This is a genomic window from Pelagibius sp. CAU 1746 (assembly GCF_039839785.1).
In the GTDB taxonomy this organism is placed as follows: domain Bacteria; phylum Pseudomonadota; class Alphaproteobacteria; order Kiloniellales; family Kiloniellaceae; genus Pelagibius.
This window is the reverse complement of sequence record NZ_JBDOQT010000001.1, coordinates 3,115,064-3,134,145: the sequence shown is the minus strand read 5'-3', so window position 1 is coordinate 3,134,145 and position 19,082 is coordinate 3,115,064. Positions and strand designations below refer to the sequence as shown.

The window sequence follows — 19,082 nt, the reverse complement described above, 5'->3', positions numbered from 1 at the left end:
GTGAGTTGGTTTGCGGTGCGCTGGCGGCGGCCGGGTGAGCCAGCAGCTCTCGGGGAGCTACAGGGAGTGTCCCATTGGTCGATCTTTGTCTGCTGACACGATGGAGCGGCCTCGCCGGCATCATGCTTGCGGGACTGATCCATCCGGTTTTTAACTTCGATGCGGCGGCTGAAAGCCTTGCAGCCGGAGTGAAAGAGGATCCGGCCTATTCATTGGTCGTTGCCGCCGAAGACACCAGGCTGGCCTTGAAGACCTACGACCATGAGACGTTCATGGAGCTCCTGAGCCATAATCCGGGAGTGGTGGACTACCTCTATCCGAATGGCTTTACGCTGCTCGAGGAGGCGGCCTACGTGGGAAATCTTCCGGCCGTGGAAGCCTTGCTGCTACGCGGCGTTGATCCGGATTTCGGCAGGTTCCGGCCCCTGTCCCTGGCCCTGCCGGGCCTCGCAATGGATCTGCGCGTGCCCGCGCAATCTCCGGTGACGCGGGGGACCTTCTATCGGATCATCATCGTGCTCCTGGAAGCCGGCGCGGACTACCGCTTCCTGGAGGGGCTTGAGACCGCTTTCATGGGTGAACCATGGTCCTTCGTCGAGGGCCTGGTGATGGACGTCTGCGATCCGAAACATTATTCGGTGGATCACCTCGCCGTCTTCCGGGAAGCGGACATTCACTTCCGCCTCGAGCGCAAGTTTCTGCGCAACATGAAGAAGATCCGAGCCCTGGCGAAGATCGGGCTCGCAAACCCAGCCTGTGTTGCATACTTCGACAGCCGGATCATCCCGCTGGAGAAGACCTGAGGCCCGAGCCGGGACAGTTGCAAACATTCGAGGGTATGGAAATGAGAAAGAGGGGGCATAGTGGTTTTGTAGCGACGGCACTTTTCATCTCGCTGCTGTCGGCGCTGCCTGCCGGCGCGGCCAGTGGGTTGGCTGGAAATAGCGAAGCGCGGCCGGCTTGGGCGGATCCTCGTCACCCGGAAATCGACTACCGAACCGCCGTCTTTCTTTCTGGTCACCAGTCAGGAGACAGCATGAGTGGTTGGTGGATGGTCGGAGAGGAAAAGTCCCGGCTCGACGACAGCCTGACCACCATCGCCAAGAATGTCTCACAGTTCGATATGAACAGAAGGAACGGGCAGATGCTTCTCCTGGCGCGCTGCCATGAAGGGCGCACGGCCTTGGCCTTCGTCGGCGCGGACATTCGGATCGGGCATGTCGATGACTATGGACTTTTCCTCGATCATCGCATCGACGAGCAACGCGCCGACCGCAAGCGCTGGACGCCTCTGTCTTCAGGGCGCGGCGCTATTCTGTTCAGCAATCGAGCTGTGAATTTCATGCGGCATATCAAGCATGCCGAAAAGCTCTATCTGCGAATCAAGACCAAAAGAGCGGGCATCTACGACGCCGATTTCAGCATGGCAGGCGCAGAGCGGGCGTTTCAGGCGGTGGCGGTGGCTTGCGGCTGGGATCTCTGGAACTACGCCGTTGAGGATTACAAGGAGATCCAGTTGCTGCTTAAATCGGCGGGTTTCGATCCGGGCGAGACGGAGGGGCGTTGGAGTGAGGGGTCAGAGAAGGCCCTGGCGGAATTCCAGGCCTCAGTCGGTTTGCCGGCGAGTGGACTGCCCGACTACGAGACAATCAAGACGCTCGGATTTCATTAGATATCGGTTGTTGAGCAAGCGGGCGAGCAAAGAGAGCCTTCAGTTGTGGCCTCGCGCGATGTCATGCGAAGAGGGCGACGGGATAACAGGGGTCTGAGCCAGGATTACAAAGGGAAGATTGATGAGAGGAATCGTGTTTGCCCTGCTGGGTGTGGGGCTGATCTGGAGCGGCAGCGCGATCGCGCGGGATATCCCGCGAGACGGAAAAATCGAAGTGCCGAGCAAGGAGGAGGCCATCGCGCTCTGCAGGAAGAACCCTTACATTGACAACAATATCCTGCTGGCGAGCTGTGTGCAGATCGAACAGCAAAGCGCGCAGCGCATTCTGGGGATGATCTCGAAGGATCGGGACTCCGCCTCCGTTGCCTACTGGAACTGCGTGAAGAACCCCTACATCGACAACTTCCAGCTTCTGGCCGGCTGCATGGACCAGGAGCTCGAGGCAGCGAAATTCTTGGGCCAATAAAACCCGCGCGACGGGAGGCGGCCTCAATAGACTGGACGATCTGGGGGATGCTCGTTTTAAAATACTGATTCGCAAGGTTTCTCAACCGCAGCGAAAGAGAGGGTCGACATCCGATCTGTCAAAAGTTAGCCTTTTACAGGGGTCTCCAACGGTTTCGGGTTGGGGTTATGGTAGGCGCTTCTACCGAGGGGTGGCCGGCCGTGGATCGGGCCGCAAGGTTATACCGGCGTCCGCAAAACAAAATCACAGCTGATATATCCGCCTTTATGCGCAGGGGCATTGGGCTCGCCTTATGCTTGCCTGGTTTAGCCTCATGCGGCGCTCGACAGATGATAATCTTCTGGCAAGAGTTTCTTGCCCACGGTGAGGCCGACGTTGCGGTGCCGGTGCGGACCGCTGGTCAATGCGGGCCCTATTTCCCTTCCTTTTTCGCCAATTCATTTTGAATTGAACCTGCCGCAGGAGAAACAGATGCGTTTCGAGATTGTTGTTTCAATCGTTTTCTCGGCCAGTCTAGCCATGACAAGCGCTGCGAGTGCTGGGGGAGCTGACGGCGGAAAAACCTCCAATGGGATGTCCGCGAGCGCTGTCTCTGCCTCTTTGGACCTTGCCGAGCACAGCCCAAGCTTCATTGAAGCTGCAGCCAGCCTTCTTACGAAGGGAACCGATTACGTCAGCTCCGGCGTTGCGAAAGCTGGCAGCATTACCGTTGGTTATGTCGTTGGGTTTTTGTCTGACCCCATCACCCTCATCAGCGAAGACCCCGACTATGTCAATGACTGGGGCGACTTTCGCGACGCTGTTGATGTCGCTGTTGAGGCGAAAGAGCAAGGCGTCGCAGGCTTCACGACGGGCGGCAGCGCCGTCAGGCAAGGTATGTTCACTGTGGAGGAGCTGAAGGAGTACGGGCTGTGAAAAAAGTTCTCCTGCCTGCACTCGTAGCTATCGCTCTGGGAGCCTGCACCCAATCGGCGCCGCCGGCGAAGATCACCCCCGACCCACTGGCCTTCAAGCAGGTCGTGTTTTCGCTCGCGGGAACGCGACTGGAGGGCGAGCGTGTTGAGCATCGATTGATCCGAACTCTTGAGAGGTTCTTTTCGGGCTTGAACTCCGGGGAGGCTTCGGGCCTTGTGAGCCTTACTACTGAGCAATTCTCGCTTGTCACATACTATGGGAAGGGGAAGTCGAAATCGTATGACCTGAGCGCGCTCTCCGATCTTTCGTCGAATCCGGAACTTGGGCTCTACTTCTTTCGTGCGAACGAGTATGTGCCAACGCAATTCAGGAAGACCTCTGAAGGCAAGTTTTTTGTAGCCATCCGAGCAGATCGCCGGTCGACGGAGTTCTCGCGCGAATACGTTATGTTCGCAACGCTTGATGAGTCGGGCGATAGGTTGGAGGAGCTGGTTGTCCAGCCGGTGCTGGACACCGACTATGCCGGGGAAGCGAAGATCTTCGTCATAAAGAACCGCTCGCCGGGCGCGATCGTTGATCGCTGGGAGGACATGTTAAGGCTGGTAGGGCCGGATGAGGCGGTGACTTCACTCCGCTCAACGGATTCTGGTGGTGTGAAACGGGATGAATCCAACCATTCGGTAGTGTTCGTCTTTTCCCGACCATTACCGCCAAATGCGGAAGTCAGGGTTGAACATCAGTTCAAGCTGACCCGGGATAATCGTTGGCTTCGTCCCTACCGATTCTTTTATTCATTTGATGAGCCGGGAGATTTTCAACTGATTGAAAGTAGTTCCCGGGCGGGAGGCCCGATACCCCGGACGATAACGTATCGAGTCTTCGTGGATGGGACCATGGCTGGAGAGAGAACTGTAGAGACCTACTAAGAGGTCAGCTGCGCCCTGGGTTTGTGTGCTTGGCGTGCTTTGGCTGCGATGTGGGGAGAGAAAGCTCAGGCCGTGTAATCTTTGTTGGGCGCGAGATCCGTGCTTACCGGAATAGTGACAAGGCGCGCTTTGTGCCAGTAAGCAGCATGGCCGATCTGCCGATCAGGCTATTCACTTCGTCGCGGGTTTCATCTTCGTCGAGTATGAAAAGGTCCGCCAGTGGCGGAATTCCCGCAATGGAGGCCGTGCAGGCGTCCCGCCTATTCGCGGCCGGCGCCCCAGTTGCGTGCGGGGTCGTTGCTGCGGTTGTTTTCGAAGAGACTGGGCTTTTCGAAGACGCGGCGCTCGCCGTCGCGGCCGGTCCAGGAGATGACGACCTTGTAGTCGCCGGTCTTTCTCGAGTTGCTGGTGTAGCGGGTGACAGTCTTGGAGACCTCGATGCCATCCAGGGTCATGCGGTGACTACCGGGCCCGCAGTGTTCGAAGATGACCTGGTCGAGCAGTTCGTAGGTGAAGTCAGCCTCGCGGATCTCCTCGGGGTTCTCGATCGGGCGCCGGGCAGCGGCACGTGCCGCGTTGCGGGCCTCCTGCCTGGCGAGAAGGCCGGCTTCATCGTTGGCGTAGGCAAGCAGCTGGTCCGGTGATTCGGGGGCGGCATTCTTGCCCTTTAGAGGAAAGGCGCCGCGCAGATAGAGATCGGCGATGAGGGCGGCGCCCTTCGGCGTCACACGTTGTTTACCCCAGTCGTCCTCCTTGAAGATCCCCTCGAGATCGGCAAGGCGAAGCTCCCGCCCGGCAAGTGTGGTCGCCGGGTCTTCCTGGCCGATGGACAGGACATTGTCCGGCTCGCCGAGTGAGGCCTCAAGGAGTTCCACCTGGGCGTCCTTCAGCACCTGACGCGCCGCGCGCGGCTTGACCCCGGGCAGCAGGGCGATGGTATCGGTCAGCGAGAGGTAGAGGTTGGTATCGATCATGCGGTCTCCATCCTGGAAGCAGCGGAGCCGGGCGCCAAGGCCGGCGGGCCTGCGGTGATAGCATTGCCGGGGGCGTGGTGCCAGCGATCGCCAAGCTCTCCCCTCACAGGGCTTCATCATCAATCTTGATCCTGGAGGTCGTCTCTTGAAAGATCCTCATTCTTGGGTCCTCGTGTTTCGTAAACAACCCATCTCTCGGACCACGCGTTTTCGATCGCCTGTCTCCAGGCGGCGTCAATGCGGATCGAGAATTTGTGGAGCACCCTGGCCCAGCTGTTGACGGAAAAGGCATAGTGGCGCCCGTACAGTTGGCCGCAATGGGTGCAGCCGTTGCTCAAGTATTCTTCGTTCATGGTCTTGCTGAAGCGGTACTTGATTTCGCCCAGGCCCAGATCTGAAGGGAGGTGGCGCAGCAGGACTTTCACAAGGTCGGGGAATTCACCAAAGTTAGCGAGTGAAAAATAGACTGGAGACGGGCCAAAGCAGATTTCGATCCTGGAGACGACAAGCGTCTCCGCTCCACAGGCCCAGCAATCATCCTCTGCCCCAAACAAGAATACGGTAGCCTCCCCGTCGCGCGGCAGACCAAAGCGGAATCGCCCACCGAAGACCGCTTGCAGGAACGCTTCCATGGCAAAGGCCTGGCTCCAGAGCGACGGGTGTCGGCGGTCGCGAGCAGTCGTACTTATCGAACCCGGAATCAACGCCAGAAACCCTTCTTCGAGGTTGCCGCCGATGCAGATGGCAGGAAGCTCCCGCGTAACCGGAAACCCGGGCTGGCGAAGCAGCCACAATCCGCGAATTCCAGAGTCCTTGTAGCGCTGCTGCCGCCGCAAGGTTTCCTCGTTTGTCTGGCCTGACCATTGGATCTCGATCGCGACCCTGTACTTTCTCTTCTGGGCAAGGACGTCCGCCTTCCATCCTGCGCCGGTTGGTGTTGCGCCGCTTACTTCGGTATCAGCCTGCCAACCGGCTGCTCGGGCGGCCATGACGACTAGGCGCTTCAAGTCCCAATGCGCCTCGCCTTCGGGGGCGCTGGCGCAGAGGCCGGCGACCTTGTGAGCGAAGAACTGCGTGCCGAGCCGCGATGTCTTCGCTATCACCAGGGAATTGCAGCATGGCATTCGTAGGTGCCATCTGCTCCTGTTCTCGGCCTTGAGGTTTCTCCAGTCATGAGGGTCGAAATCAAAGGCGTGAAGATCCTTTCCGGCGTCATCCAGGCAGCGAAGCGGCATGAATCCCTCCTCCAGAGGCCTTTATCGTCAGCGAGGCGTTTTCGCGATCTGACGGAAAGGCAGTCCATCCCTTTTCGCTGCCGTTCAGCTTCGGAGGCGCCCCACCGGCTGCGGCCTTGGCCCTTGCCAGGGAGTGTGAGTGCCTTCGCCGGCGCATCATGAAGATCACAAATGCGCGGTTCCTCGCGATCGGCAGCGAGACTCGTTCCAGATTTTGCGGATGGGGACGGCTTGAATGCCGCTTGTTGCTTCTTGCTCTGCGGGGGCTCGTTACTCCGGCGCTCCAATTTTTCTTGGCCCATCCAGGCGATACCATTTGAGTCGCGATTCGCTGCTTGAGTCAACCCTGTTGGATGTCTCATGCACACCCTGGTGTTCCTAGGTAGTCGCAACGGGAGGGGACGGACCTATCAGCACCTGACAACGGTATGCGGTTTAGGGTGGGCAGGTGAACGACAGTCTGTGCTTCGCGCCCGACCGGCTCGAGGCCCATCGAGAAGGGAAGAAGCGGATCTCGCAGGCCACAGCGACGCGGCCTCGGCAATTTCGCGGCGCAGTCTTTTCTCCAGTTCGTCTGTCATGTCGTTATCTCCTGTGGGCATCGATTCGCCCTGCCGGAGACTATTGGCGTGTGTTGAGGAGATCTTCCCAGGGTACGCCGAGACGGTAGAAACGAGACAGGGTGCGCGCCGAGGTGCGATCCGGGGCAAGCCAGAGCAGGGCGCTTGTTTGAATGAAGTCACCGTCCACGAGTTTCGGATGGCCAGTCACCAGGCCTTGCAGTAGGACGAAACGTCCTTCGGCAACGACGCACCAGTAGTCGAGGAGAGGCGCTCTCGTAAGATCTTCTTCTGTGGGGCCTTCGCCCCGCTCCAGCCTTTCGAGTGCCGCCTGGGCCTTGCGTATCTTCTCTAAGAGAGATTTTTGCTCGGTCATCGCTGCGGTCTCGGATCAGCAGTGCTTTGCAGAGATTTCTTGGTGTTTGCGCGCAAAGTCCCTTCGCGACTGGTTGTCCGGCCCATGCATAAGTTGCGGTGCATCACATCAGGACAAGTTCACGCGCTAATGCGGCAACTCGCTCTGGGGGGCAGCCCGCCAGCAGCCAGTCGCGGGGGGACAAAGGCGCAGGCGCATCGGCCATAACCAGGTCGCTTTGCGGCGTCGTGAAGAAACGGACTACTGACAGCGGGTGGGCTTCAGGGTCGAGCGTATGCAAGATCTTCTCCAGGCCTGGCAGCGCTTCTTTGCCGTGGAACTGAAACCGTGGCAGCAGCCATCGACCTCGAGGGATGACCCCATAGAGCGATCGGCGATGCAGACGGTTCTGGATGGTCCCACGGTGAACGCCGAGAAGGCGTGCTGCCTCTCGTATTGACAATGCTTCAGCGATCATCGCGACGTACTCTGCCATCGTGCGCTCAAGCGGCCCTCTGCCGTGATACTCACGCTCAGAAAGATCGAATCCGCCTGCCAAGTAGGCCGCTTTCTCAGCTGCACTCAGCGGGTGGGTCACCTTCGGTGTCTGGAGTTTGCGCTGACTGGCCACTTCCTCGAGCACAAGCCATACAAACGCCTCTGCGTTCGTGTGCAGATCAAGTGCAGCCAACTCTTCATCGAGGACTTTCATCACCTCTTCTATCTCGGTCACTACAGTTTCCTCAGCGCGTTGTCGACGTCTTCCCGGCGGGATATAGCGAGCTGAGCCTCCAATAGACTGGCGCTTGACAGCGAACCGCGAGGGGGGCGGCGTTCCTCTCAGAGAGGCACGGTCAGATCGGCGCGGAAGCGCGGGTTGGCTTCATGGGGCAAGTATCCTCTGGGATTGCAGATCACTCGGGTCCTTCCGATTGAATAGTCGCAGCTCTCGTGGGTGTGCCCGTGAATCCAAAGCTCAGGCTGCCACTCCTCGATCAGGGCTGTTAGGTTGCTGCAGAAATAGGGATTGTACGGGTCGCCCCGGAACTTCTCGCTGATTGAAAGCGGCGAGGGGAGAAAGTGAGACACGATCACAGTAGGGCCCGAGAACCGACGATTGAGCTCACCCTCAATGAATCGCCGAGAGGCTATATGACGTGCGGCTGCGTGACGCGTGCTGAATCGCAGGCGTCGGCCCATGTCATCGCTTACCGTAATCCGCCTAAAGTCATTGATATGCCAATCGGCGAGGTTCATCGCGTAGCGGCGCTCGAATCCGTGTCCCAACAACTTGAAGTCTGACCACAAAGTGGCCCCAATGAAGCGGACTCCGGCTATCACGGCCACGTCGTCTTCCAGGAAGCGGACGCCACGCTTCCTGGCCGTCTCGCGACATCTTGCGACAGTTTCATCAAGATCTTCTCGGTACGGCTCATGGTTCCCGAGAACGTAAACTGTCTTCTCCGGCGGAAAGGTTTCAGCCGCCCAGGTGACGCCAAAGTCCCGCAGCCAGATATCGCCGGCAAGGACAATCACATCCGCATCAATTGGCGGCGGCGAAAAATCCGCGAACTCGAGGTGGAGATCACTCAATATGCCTATATTCACGGCGCTCCATTCCCGCTTCGGCTGATGACGTAACTTTGGTCCACATCCGGAACCGGAGTCGTGAAGTTACCGCTGAAGCAAAGCGTCCTGGCTCGTGGAGCCGGCACACCTTTCGATGACAGCACCCGCACATCCCGTCGAGCTTCAGGTCTCTGGCGGAGGTGTCACTCACTTCTGAAGCTCTGGATAGGCCAAGCGGCTAAGAGCATGAATGTTACCTTCACGATCGAGTTTGTCATGGGCATCGCAGAGTGTCAGAATCCAGGTTCGATCCCCACGCAACTTCCCTTCGGCGCCACACGCCAAGCAGGTGAACTCGGACGCCAGTTCAGCGTAGTCCACGATAACCGACAGCACTTCGTTCGACGCCACGTACCAGCGCAACGTGCCAAATTTCTCTTTGATTTGGGAAGTCTGGTATTTCTCCAGAATGGCCCGGTCCATCCAGTGCTCCGCCTGCGACACAGCGCGCTCCAGCAGGGGGAGCCATCCTGCCGGACAGCTCCGGGCGTGGCGTCCAATCCATGATCGCCCGGCAAGAAAATCGACACGACGTGCCCAGTCACGCCAATCCTGGGGCGCCGGCAGCAAATCCGCACGCAGTTCCCTGCGGATAACCTGCTTCAGATTGTCACTCTCTGGCCAAGGTCCCTCGGGCGGCACGTCGTTGTTGTCGGCAAGAGCATCGGAAAATGCATGGGATGCGGCCGCGATTTCGTTCGAAGAGTGTGGGCCTACCGATAGCAGCAAGCGGCGGACATTGTCCAAGCGCAGGTCTAACTGGTCCTGTTCGAATTCTCGACCGTCACCGTCACGCTGCCGGATATCTTCGGCCCAGGACTGGGCCTGGCTCACTTCGATCACGAGGGCCAGCACGCGGATGCTATCGGGGCAGCTGCTGATGTCTTCCATATTCACGACGACCTCTATTGGGGCGTCGGATGTGCGGACTGCGATCCCTGTTCCCGTATGATCTCGGTCTCGTTCACCGAGGCCGCCAGGTACAAAAAGATTCCAACAGTGATGGTGCGGGTCGAGAATGATATGCCGACTTCAGCGGCGGCTTCCCCGAGCGCGGCGATGAGAGCTACAGGATCGTCCTGGGTTCTCCCGGTTTCGAGCCACGACTCCACCATCGTCCGGACTTCACCCTTCAGTTCGTCCGTCAATTGTCGGCTGCGTTGGAAGGCGGCCTCGTTTGCTTCCATCGGGTATTCTCCCGTTGCCCCGCGAGCGAGCGCTGAGGGGGTGGCGACTCCAAAATATTCGATTTTCGAATATTCCGCAAATCGATTTACTGGATTCGGCTCCATCTGGAGCCGATTCGCATGTCGAAAGAGAAAACAGAAGAAATCAAACAATCCCGTCAGAAGCCCCTACGAACTCCCGGCCATATCGCGGTCCGCAAGTATCTGAAGGAGGCACGCCAATACGCGGGAATTACACAAGAAAGTCTGGCCGCGAGGTTAGGGTGGCGGCAGGGGGATGTATCGAAGGTCGAGATCGGTGAACGACGCCTCGACGTGGTTGAGCTTATTCAGGTTGCAAGAGAAGTTGGATTCGACCCTTGTGACTTGGTCAATGCAGTTGACAAAGCAGTGCCGAAGTCAGGGAAGAAACGGCAAGCACGGAAGCGCCCAGCACCCTGAAGCCGAGCATTCTCCGCGAATGCGGCGTCTGGAGCAATCTGACTAAGGGGCTCTGCCCCTCGCGCCTGCAAGCGCGGCCTAGAGCGGACCGGGGCCGCGTCTGCCGCAGGGCCGTTGGCCCAGCGGCAATCGCAACCCAGGTCCGCCCGCCCGCGCTTTCCGTTGCTACCCCCGGTCCTCGCCGGACAGGCAGGGTTGCAGCAGGTGTGCTGCAACCCTGCCATCAAGATGGAATGCCCCGCAGCGTTCTCAGTCGGGGTGGTCGAAGGTCAGGGTGGTGAGGCGCGCGTTTGCCTTTGGCGCGGTCTCGACGGCGGACCTGAGCAAGTCGACATCGCCAACCAGCACGACGGTTTCGATGGCGCGTGTGACAGCTGTGTAAATCAAGGACCGATCTAGGAGGCGGGACTTGGTTATCGGCACGACAACACGACGGAATGCCGAACCTTGGGCCTTGTGGATCGAGATCGCCCAGCCGAGGAAAAGCCGCTCCAGATCATGAGCCCGGACCTCGTCTTCAGCGCCATCGTCGAACTCGAGCCAGGCGCCATGCTCTGTAGGCCGGCGGACGATCCCCAGCGCACCATTCATGAAGCCGGCATGGATTGGATCGCCGGTCTTCGGATCCACCATGGGCCGTCCGTTGGCGTCCTTGAGTGGTCCTTTGCCGTAGTCATTCCGAAGCCAGATGACTTTGCTACCGACTGAAAGCCCCCAATCTTGGATTCGGGGCTGATGGGCCATGTAATGGTGCTCGATCGCACGGTTCAACACCTTAGATCCGGCCGGGCCGCTTTTGGTTGGGCACAAGACCTGGATGTCTTGGCTGTGCAGAGCATCAGTGCGTAGGGGAGGGGGTGGTGAACCCGCAAGCGCCCGGAATACCGCCAACGTAGTCGCGCCGATGGCGGGGGTGTCCGCCGGCGCCAGGTACACGCCTGGCGCGGTCGGTCTGTCCGGATCGAAGTGCGGAATGTCTGGTAGGCGCCCCCCACGGATAGCACCAGCAATGGCAGGTATGCCCGTCGCGGCGCTCTGCCGATGGATGACGTCGAGTTCAACATGGGGGATCACGCCGGAGTCGACCATTCGGTGGAACAGCAGACCGGGCCCGATCGGCGGAAGCTGGCCAGGATCACCGATAAACAAAAGGTCAACCTCTTGCGGCACCGCAGCGAGGACCCGATAGACCGACGGCACGTCGAGCATCGAGGACTCATCGAAGATCAGGAGGCCATGCGTGAGGGACCGCTTGCCGGTCTCGAGTTCGCGGAGGAACCGGGCGACAGTCATCGCCTCCCTGCCTGTGGCCTCGGCGATCCGTTTCACAGCGCGGCCGGCGAGAGCGACCTGCGGATAGGAGAACCGCTTACGCTGATGGGGCGGCATGGCATGACGCCGCCGCTCAGAGGCGGCCAGGATAGCTTTGACGGTTGTGGTCTTTCCGGTGCCCGCGCCGCCGGAGATGATGCTTAATGGGGACGAGACCGCCATGTGGACGGCCTCCCGCTGGCGGGGCGCCAAGCGGTAGCCTTCAGCAGCCTCCACTTCGCCTATGGCTTCCGCCAATTCTCCAGCGGATGGACCGACGACGTCGCGCGCGAGGCGCACAGCGAAGCTCCGCTCGATTTCGCGTTCCATGAACCATGCTGCCCTGCTCTGCAGCAGGTTGTCGTGACGGCTCAGCACCCGGCCGACCTCTATGGCGAGATCTATCGCCCTAGTGGCCAATGGCGCGGCAGCCATCCCGAGGAGCGCGCGTAGCCGGGCTTCGACCTGTGGCCTGGTCGCGGCGGTGTGCCCCAAGTGGAATCGACCGGCGAGAGCCTCCTCTACGGCTGCCAGCAACCGTCGCCTGTCAGTTAGCCCCATACCCAGCCTCAGGGCCCTCGTGTCGACAGATCGCCAGGGCTCCAGGAGATAGAGTTCATAAGGGTCGGCCTGGATCCTGGTGATGGCATTTCGACCCCAAAGGGACGCGGCGGCGGCTGCAGTCCGAGGGCTGACTCCATATCGGTCAAGCCACTGGAAGACCTCGACCTCCTCAGAGAGGAGGCCGAAGCCATCGACAATTGCGACCGCCCGCTGGGGGCCGACGACCTCGGCAAGGAGAGCATGGTCGCGTCGCTTGATTGCATCGTAGAGACGCTCGCCGACGATGTCCCATAAGCGGCTCGCAGTGGCCCAGCCGATGCCTTCGAACTGGCGACCGGTTGCCAGATACCGGATGAGCGCCTTGCCTGAGGGCAGGAGGGGCAGCGCCAGCCGTGCACAGATCTGAGGGCCGAACTCCTCGTGTGCATTTTCAAATCCGGTAACGCGCCAACGCTCGCCCGGTTGGGGCGGCCGGCCGAGGGCCGCACCCGGGATAACGGCGCGCCGAAGACATCCGGCATCGCCGCGCCCGATCAGGATGCCGCCGCCGACAGGACTTGCATGAAACGAGGTCACAGTAAGTTCGGCCGAGACTTCCGCGGAAGCATCCTGCTGAGTGCAGCCTTCTTGCGCGATCACGACGGTAGTTTTCCCGTTTGGGCCATCAGGCGTTCAAGCCGGCGAAGGTGCTCCAAGTCCCGGCGCAGGGATGCGTTTTCGGCCAGGAGGCGGAGGTTCTCGGCCTCGAGGTCAGCTCGGTCCTGGTCAATCTTGGACTTTTCCTCGCGGCGGAGCTCTGCCTGGTCGAGGCGGTTGAGATGGCGCTCGCGGTCTTTTCTGTCGGCAGCGTCGAGAAGATCAGCGCATCGAGGATTGTTCCTGAAAACCTTGCGGTCAAAGCCGCATTCTGCGGCGAGGCGCGACTGGTTGAGCTCTGCGCCATAGCGGGGCAGGGGCCGATCTTCCTCCTCGTATCGCCCCAGGACAGCGATCAGCGTCTGGACGTGCTCCTCTGCTACCTGCCGACCGCTCTTTCCGGTCCCGCTGGCCATTAGCGCTTCGTCCTGGTGCCGCCAGAGTCGCTCCCGGAGCCTATTGGGCGAACCTCCGCCGACGGCATCGCGCCGAGCGCCCGCAGCTCGTCCATGGTATCCCGATAAGATTCGAAGAACCGTTGCCATGCCTTCATGCCACCCATCTCGCCAACGGCGAGAATCAGGGCCTTGTGCGAGGCGATCAGAAGGTCGCGCTGTCCCGTCAGGGCTGCGATCTCGGCCTCCTTTTTGGTGATCCTAGCGGCGAGGTTGGTCTTCGATTGTTTGTTTGCCTTCTCCATGACCGATCGCAACTCGGTCTGCTTCTTCTGGTAGGTCTCGAGCATCTGGCGGCGCTCTGGCCGGCGGGTAATGTCTGAGGCGTGCTTTAGGACTCCGTCCATCCGTCGCACGGCCCCGCGGGCCGTGACCGTCTCGTTGTCCAGGAGCATCGCCTCCAGCACCTCTTCCAGGAGTTCGAGCGGACTGGGTCGGTCAGTCTTCTGCACGGGGAAGTCTCCGGGCGGTGTCCATGATTGTGGTGCCGGCCTTATCTTCGATCGAGCGGAAGAGATCGGGGCCGTCAGGGAAAGGCTTGGTGCCCGGGCGGGCAGCGAGCGCCTTCTCAATGTTTTCCAGGCGCGTCCTCGCATGTTTCAGCTGGTTTTGCCAACCAACATTGCGTGCTGCGGGTGGCATCGCTTCGATCTTGTCGATCACGCGGACCAAGCGATCCCGCATTCGCTCGAGATTGTGTTGCTCTTCAGGGACATCCGATCGGGCCAGATGCCGGCACCCATTAAAACACTCGATGTGGCGAGGGCAGGGGTCGACTGTGAAGCTGTTGAGGCAGAATCCGTAGGGCGTCACGTGCAGGCCGTCGGCCTCTGCGTCCAGGTAGTCGAAGGCAGCATCGTCACCAAGCTCGCACTGAATGCGTCGAAACTCGTCGACGACGGGGCCGTGGACCTTATCGCCCATGATCAACCGCAGCGCCTCCTGAGCGCGCGGTCCCATCCTCTCTTCGGCCGCCGAAGGGATATCGATGGCCTCGAGGTCCTCGGCTAGGCTGCGATGGTCGTACTCGTAGCTCTGGGCTACGCTTTTCCGGAAGCGCTTTGTGATGATGGTGTCGGCGACCCCGAGTCGGAAGAGCTCTCCATTCTGCAGATGCCGGAGCATGTGGGTGTCGATCTTGAACGTCATGTCCTCTTCGGTCTCGCCATACCGGGTGAATAGATTGTCTTCCTTCAGACCGAGGTGGTTTTGGAGGTCCGCGGGATCGACGCGACCGTTGGTGAAATATCGGATCACATCAAGAACGCCATCATTCCGGTTCTCAATCAACGCTCTGATGGGCATCAGGAACATCAGTTCGTACGGGTAGAACTTCCTTCCATCGGACAAGGTGAACGGCTCGACGTCTGGTAGCTTGGTTGGCATGTGCTGGCGAACCATGTCTTCGACCTCACCGATCCGGAAGAACGTCTCACCCCACATGCCGCGTCCGGACATAGTGTCGCCGCAGGCGTTCCGCGGAACGATGAGGCCGTCCTTGACATACCTTGACCAGGTCTTACGAATGTTCTCGTTTGGTTTTGCCCCCCGCTGCCTATGCATTAACTGGTGGGACCACATCTCGTCCAATACCGCTGTATCGTAGGTGGACCGGTATTTTTTTACGAGCTCTGCGGGCAGGGGCTCGTCCGTGAACTGGATGCTTCCACCAAACCGCGTAAAGATCTCCGTGGCCGGCAGCAAATCATCGACATCAAACTCTGGCAGCAATCGTCCGGTCTCTGTCTGCCTATGGAGGCGATCACGCAAAGGCTTGGTCAGGTGGGCAACGCCGTTGAGCGTTTCTAGCACAACGTCCCGATACATCTCAGGCACATGCTGGGCCGTTTCATAAAGGACGACACCCTCAGCTCTTTCATCTTCTTCGCGCTTCTCCGCGAAATGCCTGATCATGAGTGAACGTGAAATGCCACCTCGATCGCCGGCAGGCCGGCCATTGATGTCCACGTACTCGCGCCAACGCTCCCAATCGTATGGAATCATGCTATTCTCGCCGACACGGAATCCGGTGACGATGCCGATCTTTATCTGAGCAAACCGAATTGCATCTGAGAAGCTCTTTGGTTCGGTGGTGAAGACGATCCTGACGAGCTCCCAGAAGGCCTTCTCCCCAGGCAGGCGCCCAGACCGTTTGCGCTCCTGCAGCTCGCTGCGCATCCGGTCGAGGCTTCGATGGCTGTTCTCGGATTTGCGGAGACTGTCGACGCGAACTTGGGCGGCTTTCGCTTCTTCCGTCGGGAAGGGGGTACAGAAGCGTGCGAGAGGGCCTTGATCCGTCAGGTGATGCGCGTCAATGACCGTCCGGATAACCATAGCGAAGTTGGAGGCCAGCTTGCCTGAGGCACCAATGCCAAGAGCGACGTTATATGCCAGTTGAACGTCACTTCCCGTGATTTTCCATGGATCCTTCACTCCAACGCATGCCGCGAGAACACGGATGAAGCGGCCCACATTGTCGGTAGCATGTTTTGGCTTGTTCTTCTTGACGAGAAGCTCGTTGATCACCGTGGCCTGAAAGAGCTCTCGCCACGAAGGCGCCATGGCTGCCGGGGGTAGGGGCGACAGATCCTTTCGTGCGCGCATCTCATTTAGAACAGGTAGGGCTTTGCCGTAGGGACCGAGATCCGACAACCAGGCAGTTGGTGGAGGTACCATGCCGACAAGCGCTGTCAGGTTCCAACGTTGATCCTTCACCACCTTGCCACCAGAATCGCACACGAGATCCCAGACAAGACCTTGCTCGAGGGCCAGTCGCTTGCCGGTCTCGATAAACGACCGGTAGAACTCATTCATTTTCATCGTCCCGCTGAGCTTCAATGTCGACAATCACTTGCTCCGCAGCCTCAATCGTGCGCCGCAACTGGGTGTAGGCAGGAGACTCTTCATTATCTCTGGACGCCTTTGCGAATTCGAGCACCACGGGTCGCAAGCCGTCTGTGACTTCCCTATGAATTGCTTTATCGTTCACCGGCATGAAGTTCCGGCAGGTGTAGCAACTGAGAACGGGATTCTTGATGCACAGCGATTGGCCTTCGGTGCAGCCGCCGATGCCCGCGATGGGAATTCCGTGTGGAATACCGCCGATCTGCTTGTCGGGCGGCAGCCGTAGTAGGGCGGCCTTATCGATCGTCTTTGTCCTGACGACCTCCGCGACCGTGGCGTAAATTGGGGAAAGCCCCAGGGCCTGATTGATGCGCTGCGCCTGCGTGGGAGAGGTGTCGAAGTACACGGTAGCGGTTTTCGCATCCGAATGCCCCATGAATTCCGAGAGCGCGATATGCGAGGTCCCTGCATCAGCAAGACGCTGTGCCGCTGAGTGACGGAGATCCGTTGCTGTCCAAGCTTCCCCAGTTATGCGCTCGAGAAGGGCCCTGATCCGCCTGGACACTTCGGCCGGCGTGAGACGAAAGAAGGATTCGGCCGGGACACATTCAATCGGGTCATCCATCAAACTGCGGCGGTCTTTGTACTCGGTGACAATCGGACACCACTCGCGTTTCACGCGTCGGGAGACCCACCTGCGCTTCGATTGATCCCGCTGCTTCGCCAGGGGGGCCCTGTAGTGGACGGCGCCTGTGTTAAAGACCCGAACATCTGCGGTTTTGATTCGAGCAATCTGCCCGGGTCGGAATGCGTGCTGGTTGTTGACAATCAGCACGCAGGCTTCGCGCAGTACCTCAGTATCGACCCGTTCCGGAGAAGCTGCGACGATGGCAGCAAGTTCGTCGAAGTAGTCAATGACGAGCGCCTGCTGGTCGACCGGCACGAAACAGTCACCCGTCCGAACGGTCTTATAGATGTCCGTTTTCGGCGAAGGTAGCTGGGAGACGTACGCGGTGAGCGCCGGACTCCAATGTCCCACATTGAGGCGACACAGCGAACGAAGTGCAGTCCGTAGAGAGTTTGCTTCGCTCACGCTCACCACTGGCATGATTTGGGTCACCCATGTCTCCCGGACTTCGTGCGGAGCCAACACTACCAGGCAGTCCAGGATCTCCTTGCCGAAGCGCTCGGCAACGCGGCGCAAAGCGCTGAAGTAGTAAAGCACGCTGGACGGATCGGTCCGCACGAGGAGATCGGCAAAGACATGCTTCATCAACTCTCGGTGAGATGTTCCAAACGCGTCAAACGCCATCGATGTTGTTCTGCCGTCGTGCTCTACTTTCCACTCATCCTGGGTCGTGAGGTCCCTGATCGAGTGGAACGTATCGAGGAAGTCGTCGTAGTAGCGGAGTGCAGATGGAAGCGCCGGCAGTTGGTTGATGACGGCTTGCACGTGGTCCGATGGAATTTTTGGCAGGCTGCCGGGGAGGGCTGTCATCCCTTTTCTCCGGTGAGGCCGCGGAGCGCATCTACGTAACTGTCGAAGCTTTCATTCCAGACATCCGCCAGGGAGGTTTCGAAGTAGGCGCGCGCATAGTGCCGGGGCATCTGCGACGTGGGTGACCAGCCGAAGAAAACTCGCAGTTTCTCGATCGCCGTATCCAGATCCACGCCGCCGGAGACGTATTTCGCAAGACGGACGACGGCCGCCGTGTGACGGAGGTCATGCGGGCTTACGCTGGACTTCCCGCGGTCGGAGAGAACCTTGAGCGCGCGCTCCGAGAGGTTCGCGGTGATGACCGAGAACACCTTGGCCAGGCTCTGCGGCGCCAGCGGCTTCCGCTTCTGCGAGTTGAGAAGGAACGAGTGGTAGGGATTTCGACGGTAGTTCCGGACGTAGATATCCACCAGATTCACGATCTCTCGCGAAAGCGGAAGCTGCCGCCGGGAAGAAGCGGTTTTCAAGCCGGGCGCGCTGTGTCGAGGGTCCTCATCCTCATAGGGCGTCTCGTCGATATTGATCCAGTATCGAGTTGCACCGGTTGCCGGGTCGTAGTCGTCCTTGACCGCGTCGGCGGGCAGGATAAGAACCTCGCCGCGACGCAGGCCAAGGTGCAGAAGCATGAGGAAGATGAGGTAGTTGCGGTACCTTAGCGCATCCGTGCGGAAGGGATTGCGGGCCGATTTCGGATTAAAGAGCTCGTACAGCTCCTCCACGACCATGGCTGGGAGGGCCCGGATCGGAGCCGGCGGCCTTGGCGGCGTCGGTGCGATCTGGCCGTAGAGGCGCTCCAGGCGCAGGAGGTTTGCTGAGATCTCCGCCATTCGGTCCGAGGATGCCTGCCCGAGATGCGCGACGACGTCGTCGACGAACCTGAGAGCCGATTTCCAGGTGGCGTCCCGGTCCACGCCCTGGACCGCGCTTTGGTTCCGGAGTTTTGCCAAGAAACCTCCGAGGGCGGCCTCCAGGCTGTCGAACTCCAGCGCGCTGATCATCGCGTCCAGCTGGTCGCTGCCGGCCTGTTCAGCCACTGCCTGGTACAGCGCCTCGACAGCGCCGAGATGACCGGCGCGCGTGCCGTCCTCAACACCCGCAAGCAGCACATCCGCCCAGACGGTCGCCCAGAAGCGCGGCAGCTGGCGCTCGTCGACAAGCAACCAGCCGGAGAGCGTCGGGGGAATATTTGGGTGGCGCAGTCGGAGCTTCGGCATGGGCACGCAAGGTAGAGCTGCCTTGCGCGGAATTCAACCGATTAAAGTAGCTTATTCTAGAATATCCGTTGCACTCTGGAGTCTGCTTCAGATCGCCATTGTGCAACAGTCCAGAAAGTAGCGTCCCTTCCCATAATATAAATTATGCGCAAAATAGAATTCCAAGCTGGGGCGCGGACGCTGCCCTGTCCGGCTGTCGC

General features: G+C 59.7%; 19 protein-coding genes. 7 read left to right on the top strand and 12 right to left on the bottom strand.

Features of this window, described 5'->3' with window-relative positions; translation table 11 throughout:
- Positions 1-74: 74 nt before the first annotated feature.
- The 5 genes from AAFN88_RS14960 to AAFN88_RS14940 all read left to right on the top strand — a co-directional run bounded on the left by AAFN88_RS14960 (position 75) and on the right by AAFN88_RS14940 (position 3,979).
- On the top strand, positions 75-803 hold the full coding sequence (locus AAFN88_RS14960; RefSeq protein WP_347521162.1) for a hypothetical protein: 729 nt from the start codon (positions 75-77) through the stop codon (positions 801-803).
- 35 nt (positions 804-838) lie between these two features.
- Positions 839-1,672, top strand: coding sequence for a peptidoglycan-binding domain-containing protein (locus tag AAFN88_RS14955; protein ID WP_347521161.1), 834 nt, complete (start codon positions 839-841; stop codon positions 1,670-1,672).
- A gap of 133 nt (positions 1,673-1,805) precedes the next feature.
- Positions 1,806-2,138, top strand: coding sequence for a hypothetical protein (locus AAFN88_RS14950; protein WP_347521160.1), 333 nt, complete (start codon positions 1,806-1,808; stop codon positions 2,136-2,138).
- Positions 2,139-2,609: 471 nt separating this feature from the next.
- Positions 2,610-3,053 (top strand): hypothetical protein, encoded by a 444-nt coding sequence (locus tag AAFN88_RS14945; RefSeq protein WP_347521159.1) that lies wholly within the window; start codon positions 2,610-2,612, stop codon positions 3,051-3,053.
- Positions 3,050-3,979: a hypothetical protein gene (locus tag AAFN88_RS14940; protein WP_347521158.1), complete on the top strand. Its 930-nt coding sequence runs from the start codon at positions 3,050-3,052 to the stop codon at positions 3,977-3,979. The genes AAFN88_RS14945 and AAFN88_RS14940 overlap by 4 nt, the downstream gene beginning before the upstream one ends.
- Before the next feature lie 260 nt (positions 3,980-4,239).
- On the opposite strand, the gene AAFN88_RS14935 is transcribed toward AAFN88_RS14940, so the two are convergent.
- From AAFN88_RS14935 to AAFN88_RS14905, 7 genes are all read right to left on the bottom strand, one after another.
- Positions 4,240-4,953, bottom strand: a complete 714-nt coding sequence (locus AAFN88_RS14935; RefSeq protein WP_347521157.1) for a hypothetical protein — start codon at positions 4,951-4,953, stop codon at positions 4,240-4,242.
- 119 nt (positions 4,954-5,072) lie between these two features.
- Positions 5,073-6,188, bottom strand: coding sequence for a competence protein CoiA family protein (locus tag AAFN88_RS14930; RefSeq protein ID WP_347521156.1), 1,116 nt, complete (start codon positions 6,186-6,188; stop codon positions 5,073-5,075).
- A 621-nt stretch (positions 6,189-6,809) separates the two neighbouring features.
- Complete coding sequence (locus AAFN88_RS14925) at positions 6,810-7,124, bottom strand: DUF6634 family protein (RefSeq protein ID WP_347521155.1); 315 nt, start codon at positions 7,122-7,124, stop codon at positions 6,810-6,812.
- A 103-nt stretch (positions 7,125-7,227) separates the two neighbouring features.
- The gene (locus tag AAFN88_RS14920) at positions 7,228-7,836 is read right to left on the bottom strand and encodes a helix-turn-helix domain-containing protein (protein ID WP_347521154.1); all 609 of its coding nucleotides are present in this window, start codon (positions 7,834-7,836) and stop codon (positions 7,228-7,230) included.
- Positions 7,837-7,943: 107 nt separating this feature from the next.
- Positions 7,944-8,696, bottom strand: coding sequence for a metallophosphoesterase (locus AAFN88_RS14915; RefSeq protein ID WP_347521153.1), 753 nt, complete (start codon positions 8,694-8,696; stop codon positions 7,944-7,946).
- A gap of 183 nt (positions 8,697-8,879) precedes the next feature.
- Positions 8,880-9,623, bottom strand: coding sequence for a hypothetical protein (locus tag AAFN88_RS14910; RefSeq protein WP_347521152.1), 744 nt, complete (start codon positions 9,621-9,623; stop codon positions 8,880-8,882).
- Positions 9,624-9,637: 14 nt separating this feature from the next.
- On the bottom strand, positions 9,638-9,919 hold the full coding sequence (locus tag AAFN88_RS14905; protein ID WP_347521151.1) for a hypothetical protein: 282 nt from the start codon (positions 9,917-9,919) through the stop codon (positions 9,638-9,640).
- 120 nt (positions 9,920-10,039) lie between these two features.
- Here AAFN88_RS14905 and AAFN88_RS14900 point away from each other — a divergent pair, with 120 nt between their 5' ends.
- On the top strand, positions 10,040-10,360 hold the full coding sequence (locus AAFN88_RS14900; RefSeq protein ID WP_347521150.1) for a helix-turn-helix transcriptional regulator: 321 nt from the start codon (positions 10,040-10,042) through the stop codon (positions 10,358-10,360).
- Positions 10,361-10,609: 249 nt separating this feature from the next.
- Here AAFN88_RS14900 and AAFN88_RS14895 read toward each other — a convergent pair whose 3' ends face one another.
- Entirely contained in the window at positions 10,610-12,874 is a 2,265-nt protein-coding gene (locus tag AAFN88_RS14895) for an AAA family ATPase (RefSeq protein ID WP_347521149.1), read from the bottom strand.
- Positions 12,875-12,891: 17 nt separating this feature from the next.
- On the opposite strand from AAFN88_RS14895, the gene AAFN88_RS14890 reads away from it, so the two are divergent.
- Positions 12,892-13,290, top strand: coding sequence for a hypothetical protein (locus tag AAFN88_RS14890; RefSeq protein WP_347521148.1), 399 nt, complete (start codon positions 12,892-12,894; stop codon positions 13,288-13,290).
- Here the strand turns inward: AAFN88_RS14890 and AAFN88_RS14885 are convergent.
- From AAFN88_RS14885 to AAFN88_RS14870, 4 genes are read right to left on the bottom strand one after another with little or no spacing between them, the layout of a single operon-like run.
- On the bottom strand, positions 13,287-13,778 hold the full coding sequence (locus AAFN88_RS14885; protein WP_347521147.1) for a hypothetical protein: 492 nt from the start codon (positions 13,776-13,778) through the stop codon (positions 13,287-13,289). The genes AAFN88_RS14890 and AAFN88_RS14885 overlap by 4 nt on opposite strands.
- Positions 13,765-16,173: a hypothetical protein gene (locus tag AAFN88_RS14880; protein WP_347521146.1), complete on the bottom strand. Its 2,409-nt coding sequence runs from the start codon at positions 16,171-16,173 to the stop codon at positions 13,765-13,767. Before AAFN88_RS14880 ends, AAFN88_RS14885 begins: the two co-directional genes overlap by 14 nt.
- Positions 16,133-17,668: a tyrosine-type recombinase/integrase gene (locus tag AAFN88_RS14875; protein WP_347521145.1), complete on the bottom strand. Its 1,536-nt coding sequence runs from the start codon at positions 17,666-17,668 to the stop codon at positions 16,133-16,135. The genes AAFN88_RS14880 and AAFN88_RS14875 overlap by 41 nt, the downstream gene beginning before the upstream one ends.
- A complete protein-coding gene (locus tag AAFN88_RS14870) occupies positions 17,665-18,882 on the bottom strand; it encodes a site-specific integrase (RefSeq protein WP_347521144.1) in 1,218 nt (405 codons plus the stop codon). The genes AAFN88_RS14875 and AAFN88_RS14870 overlap by 4 nt, the downstream gene beginning before the upstream one ends.
- Between the last annotated feature and the right edge of the window lie 200 nt (positions 18,883-19,082).

Excerpts from the sequence above, each read along its gene's own strand:
- AAFN88_RS14925 (WP_347521155.1), bottom strand. The coding sequence starts at position 7,124 with ATGACCGAGCAAAAATCTCTCTTAGAGAAGATACGCAAGGCCCAGGCG.
- AAFN88_RS14955 (WP_347521161.1), top strand. The coding sequence starts at position 839 with ATGGAAATGAGAAAGAGGGGGCATAGTGGTTTTGTAGCGACGGCACTT.
- AAFN88_RS14900 (WP_347521150.1), top strand. The coding sequence starts at position 10,040 with ATGTCGAAAGAGAAAACAGAAGAAATCAAACAATCCCGTCAGAAGCCC.
- AAFN88_RS14870 (WP_347521144.1), bottom strand. The coding sequence starts at position 18,882 with ATGCCGAAGCTCCGACTGCGCCACCCAAATATTCCCCCGACGCTCTCC.
- AAFN88_RS14930 (WP_347521156.1), bottom strand. The coding sequence starts at position 6,188 with ATGCCGCTTCGCTGCCTGGATGACGCCGGAAAGGATCTTCACGCCTTT.
- AAFN88_RS14935 (WP_347521157.1), bottom strand. The coding sequence starts at position 4,953 with ATGATCGATACCAACCTCTACCTCTCGCTGACCGATACCATCGCCCTG.
- AAFN88_RS14945 (WP_347521159.1), top strand. The coding sequence starts at position 2,610 with ATGCGTTTCGAGATTGTTGTTTCAATCGTTTTCTCGGCCAGTCTAGCC.
- AAFN88_RS14875 (WP_347521145.1), bottom strand. The coding sequence starts at position 17,668 with ATGACAGCCCTCCCCGGCAGCCTGCCAAAAATTCCATCGGACCACGTG.
- AAFN88_RS14905 (WP_347521151.1), bottom strand. The coding sequence starts at position 9,919 with ATGGAAGCAAACGAGGCCGCCTTCCAACGCAGCCGACAATTGACGGAC.
- AAFN88_RS14910 (WP_347521152.1), bottom strand. The coding sequence starts at position 9,623 with ATGGAAGACATCAGCAGCTGCCCCGATAGCATCCGCGTGCTGGCCCTC.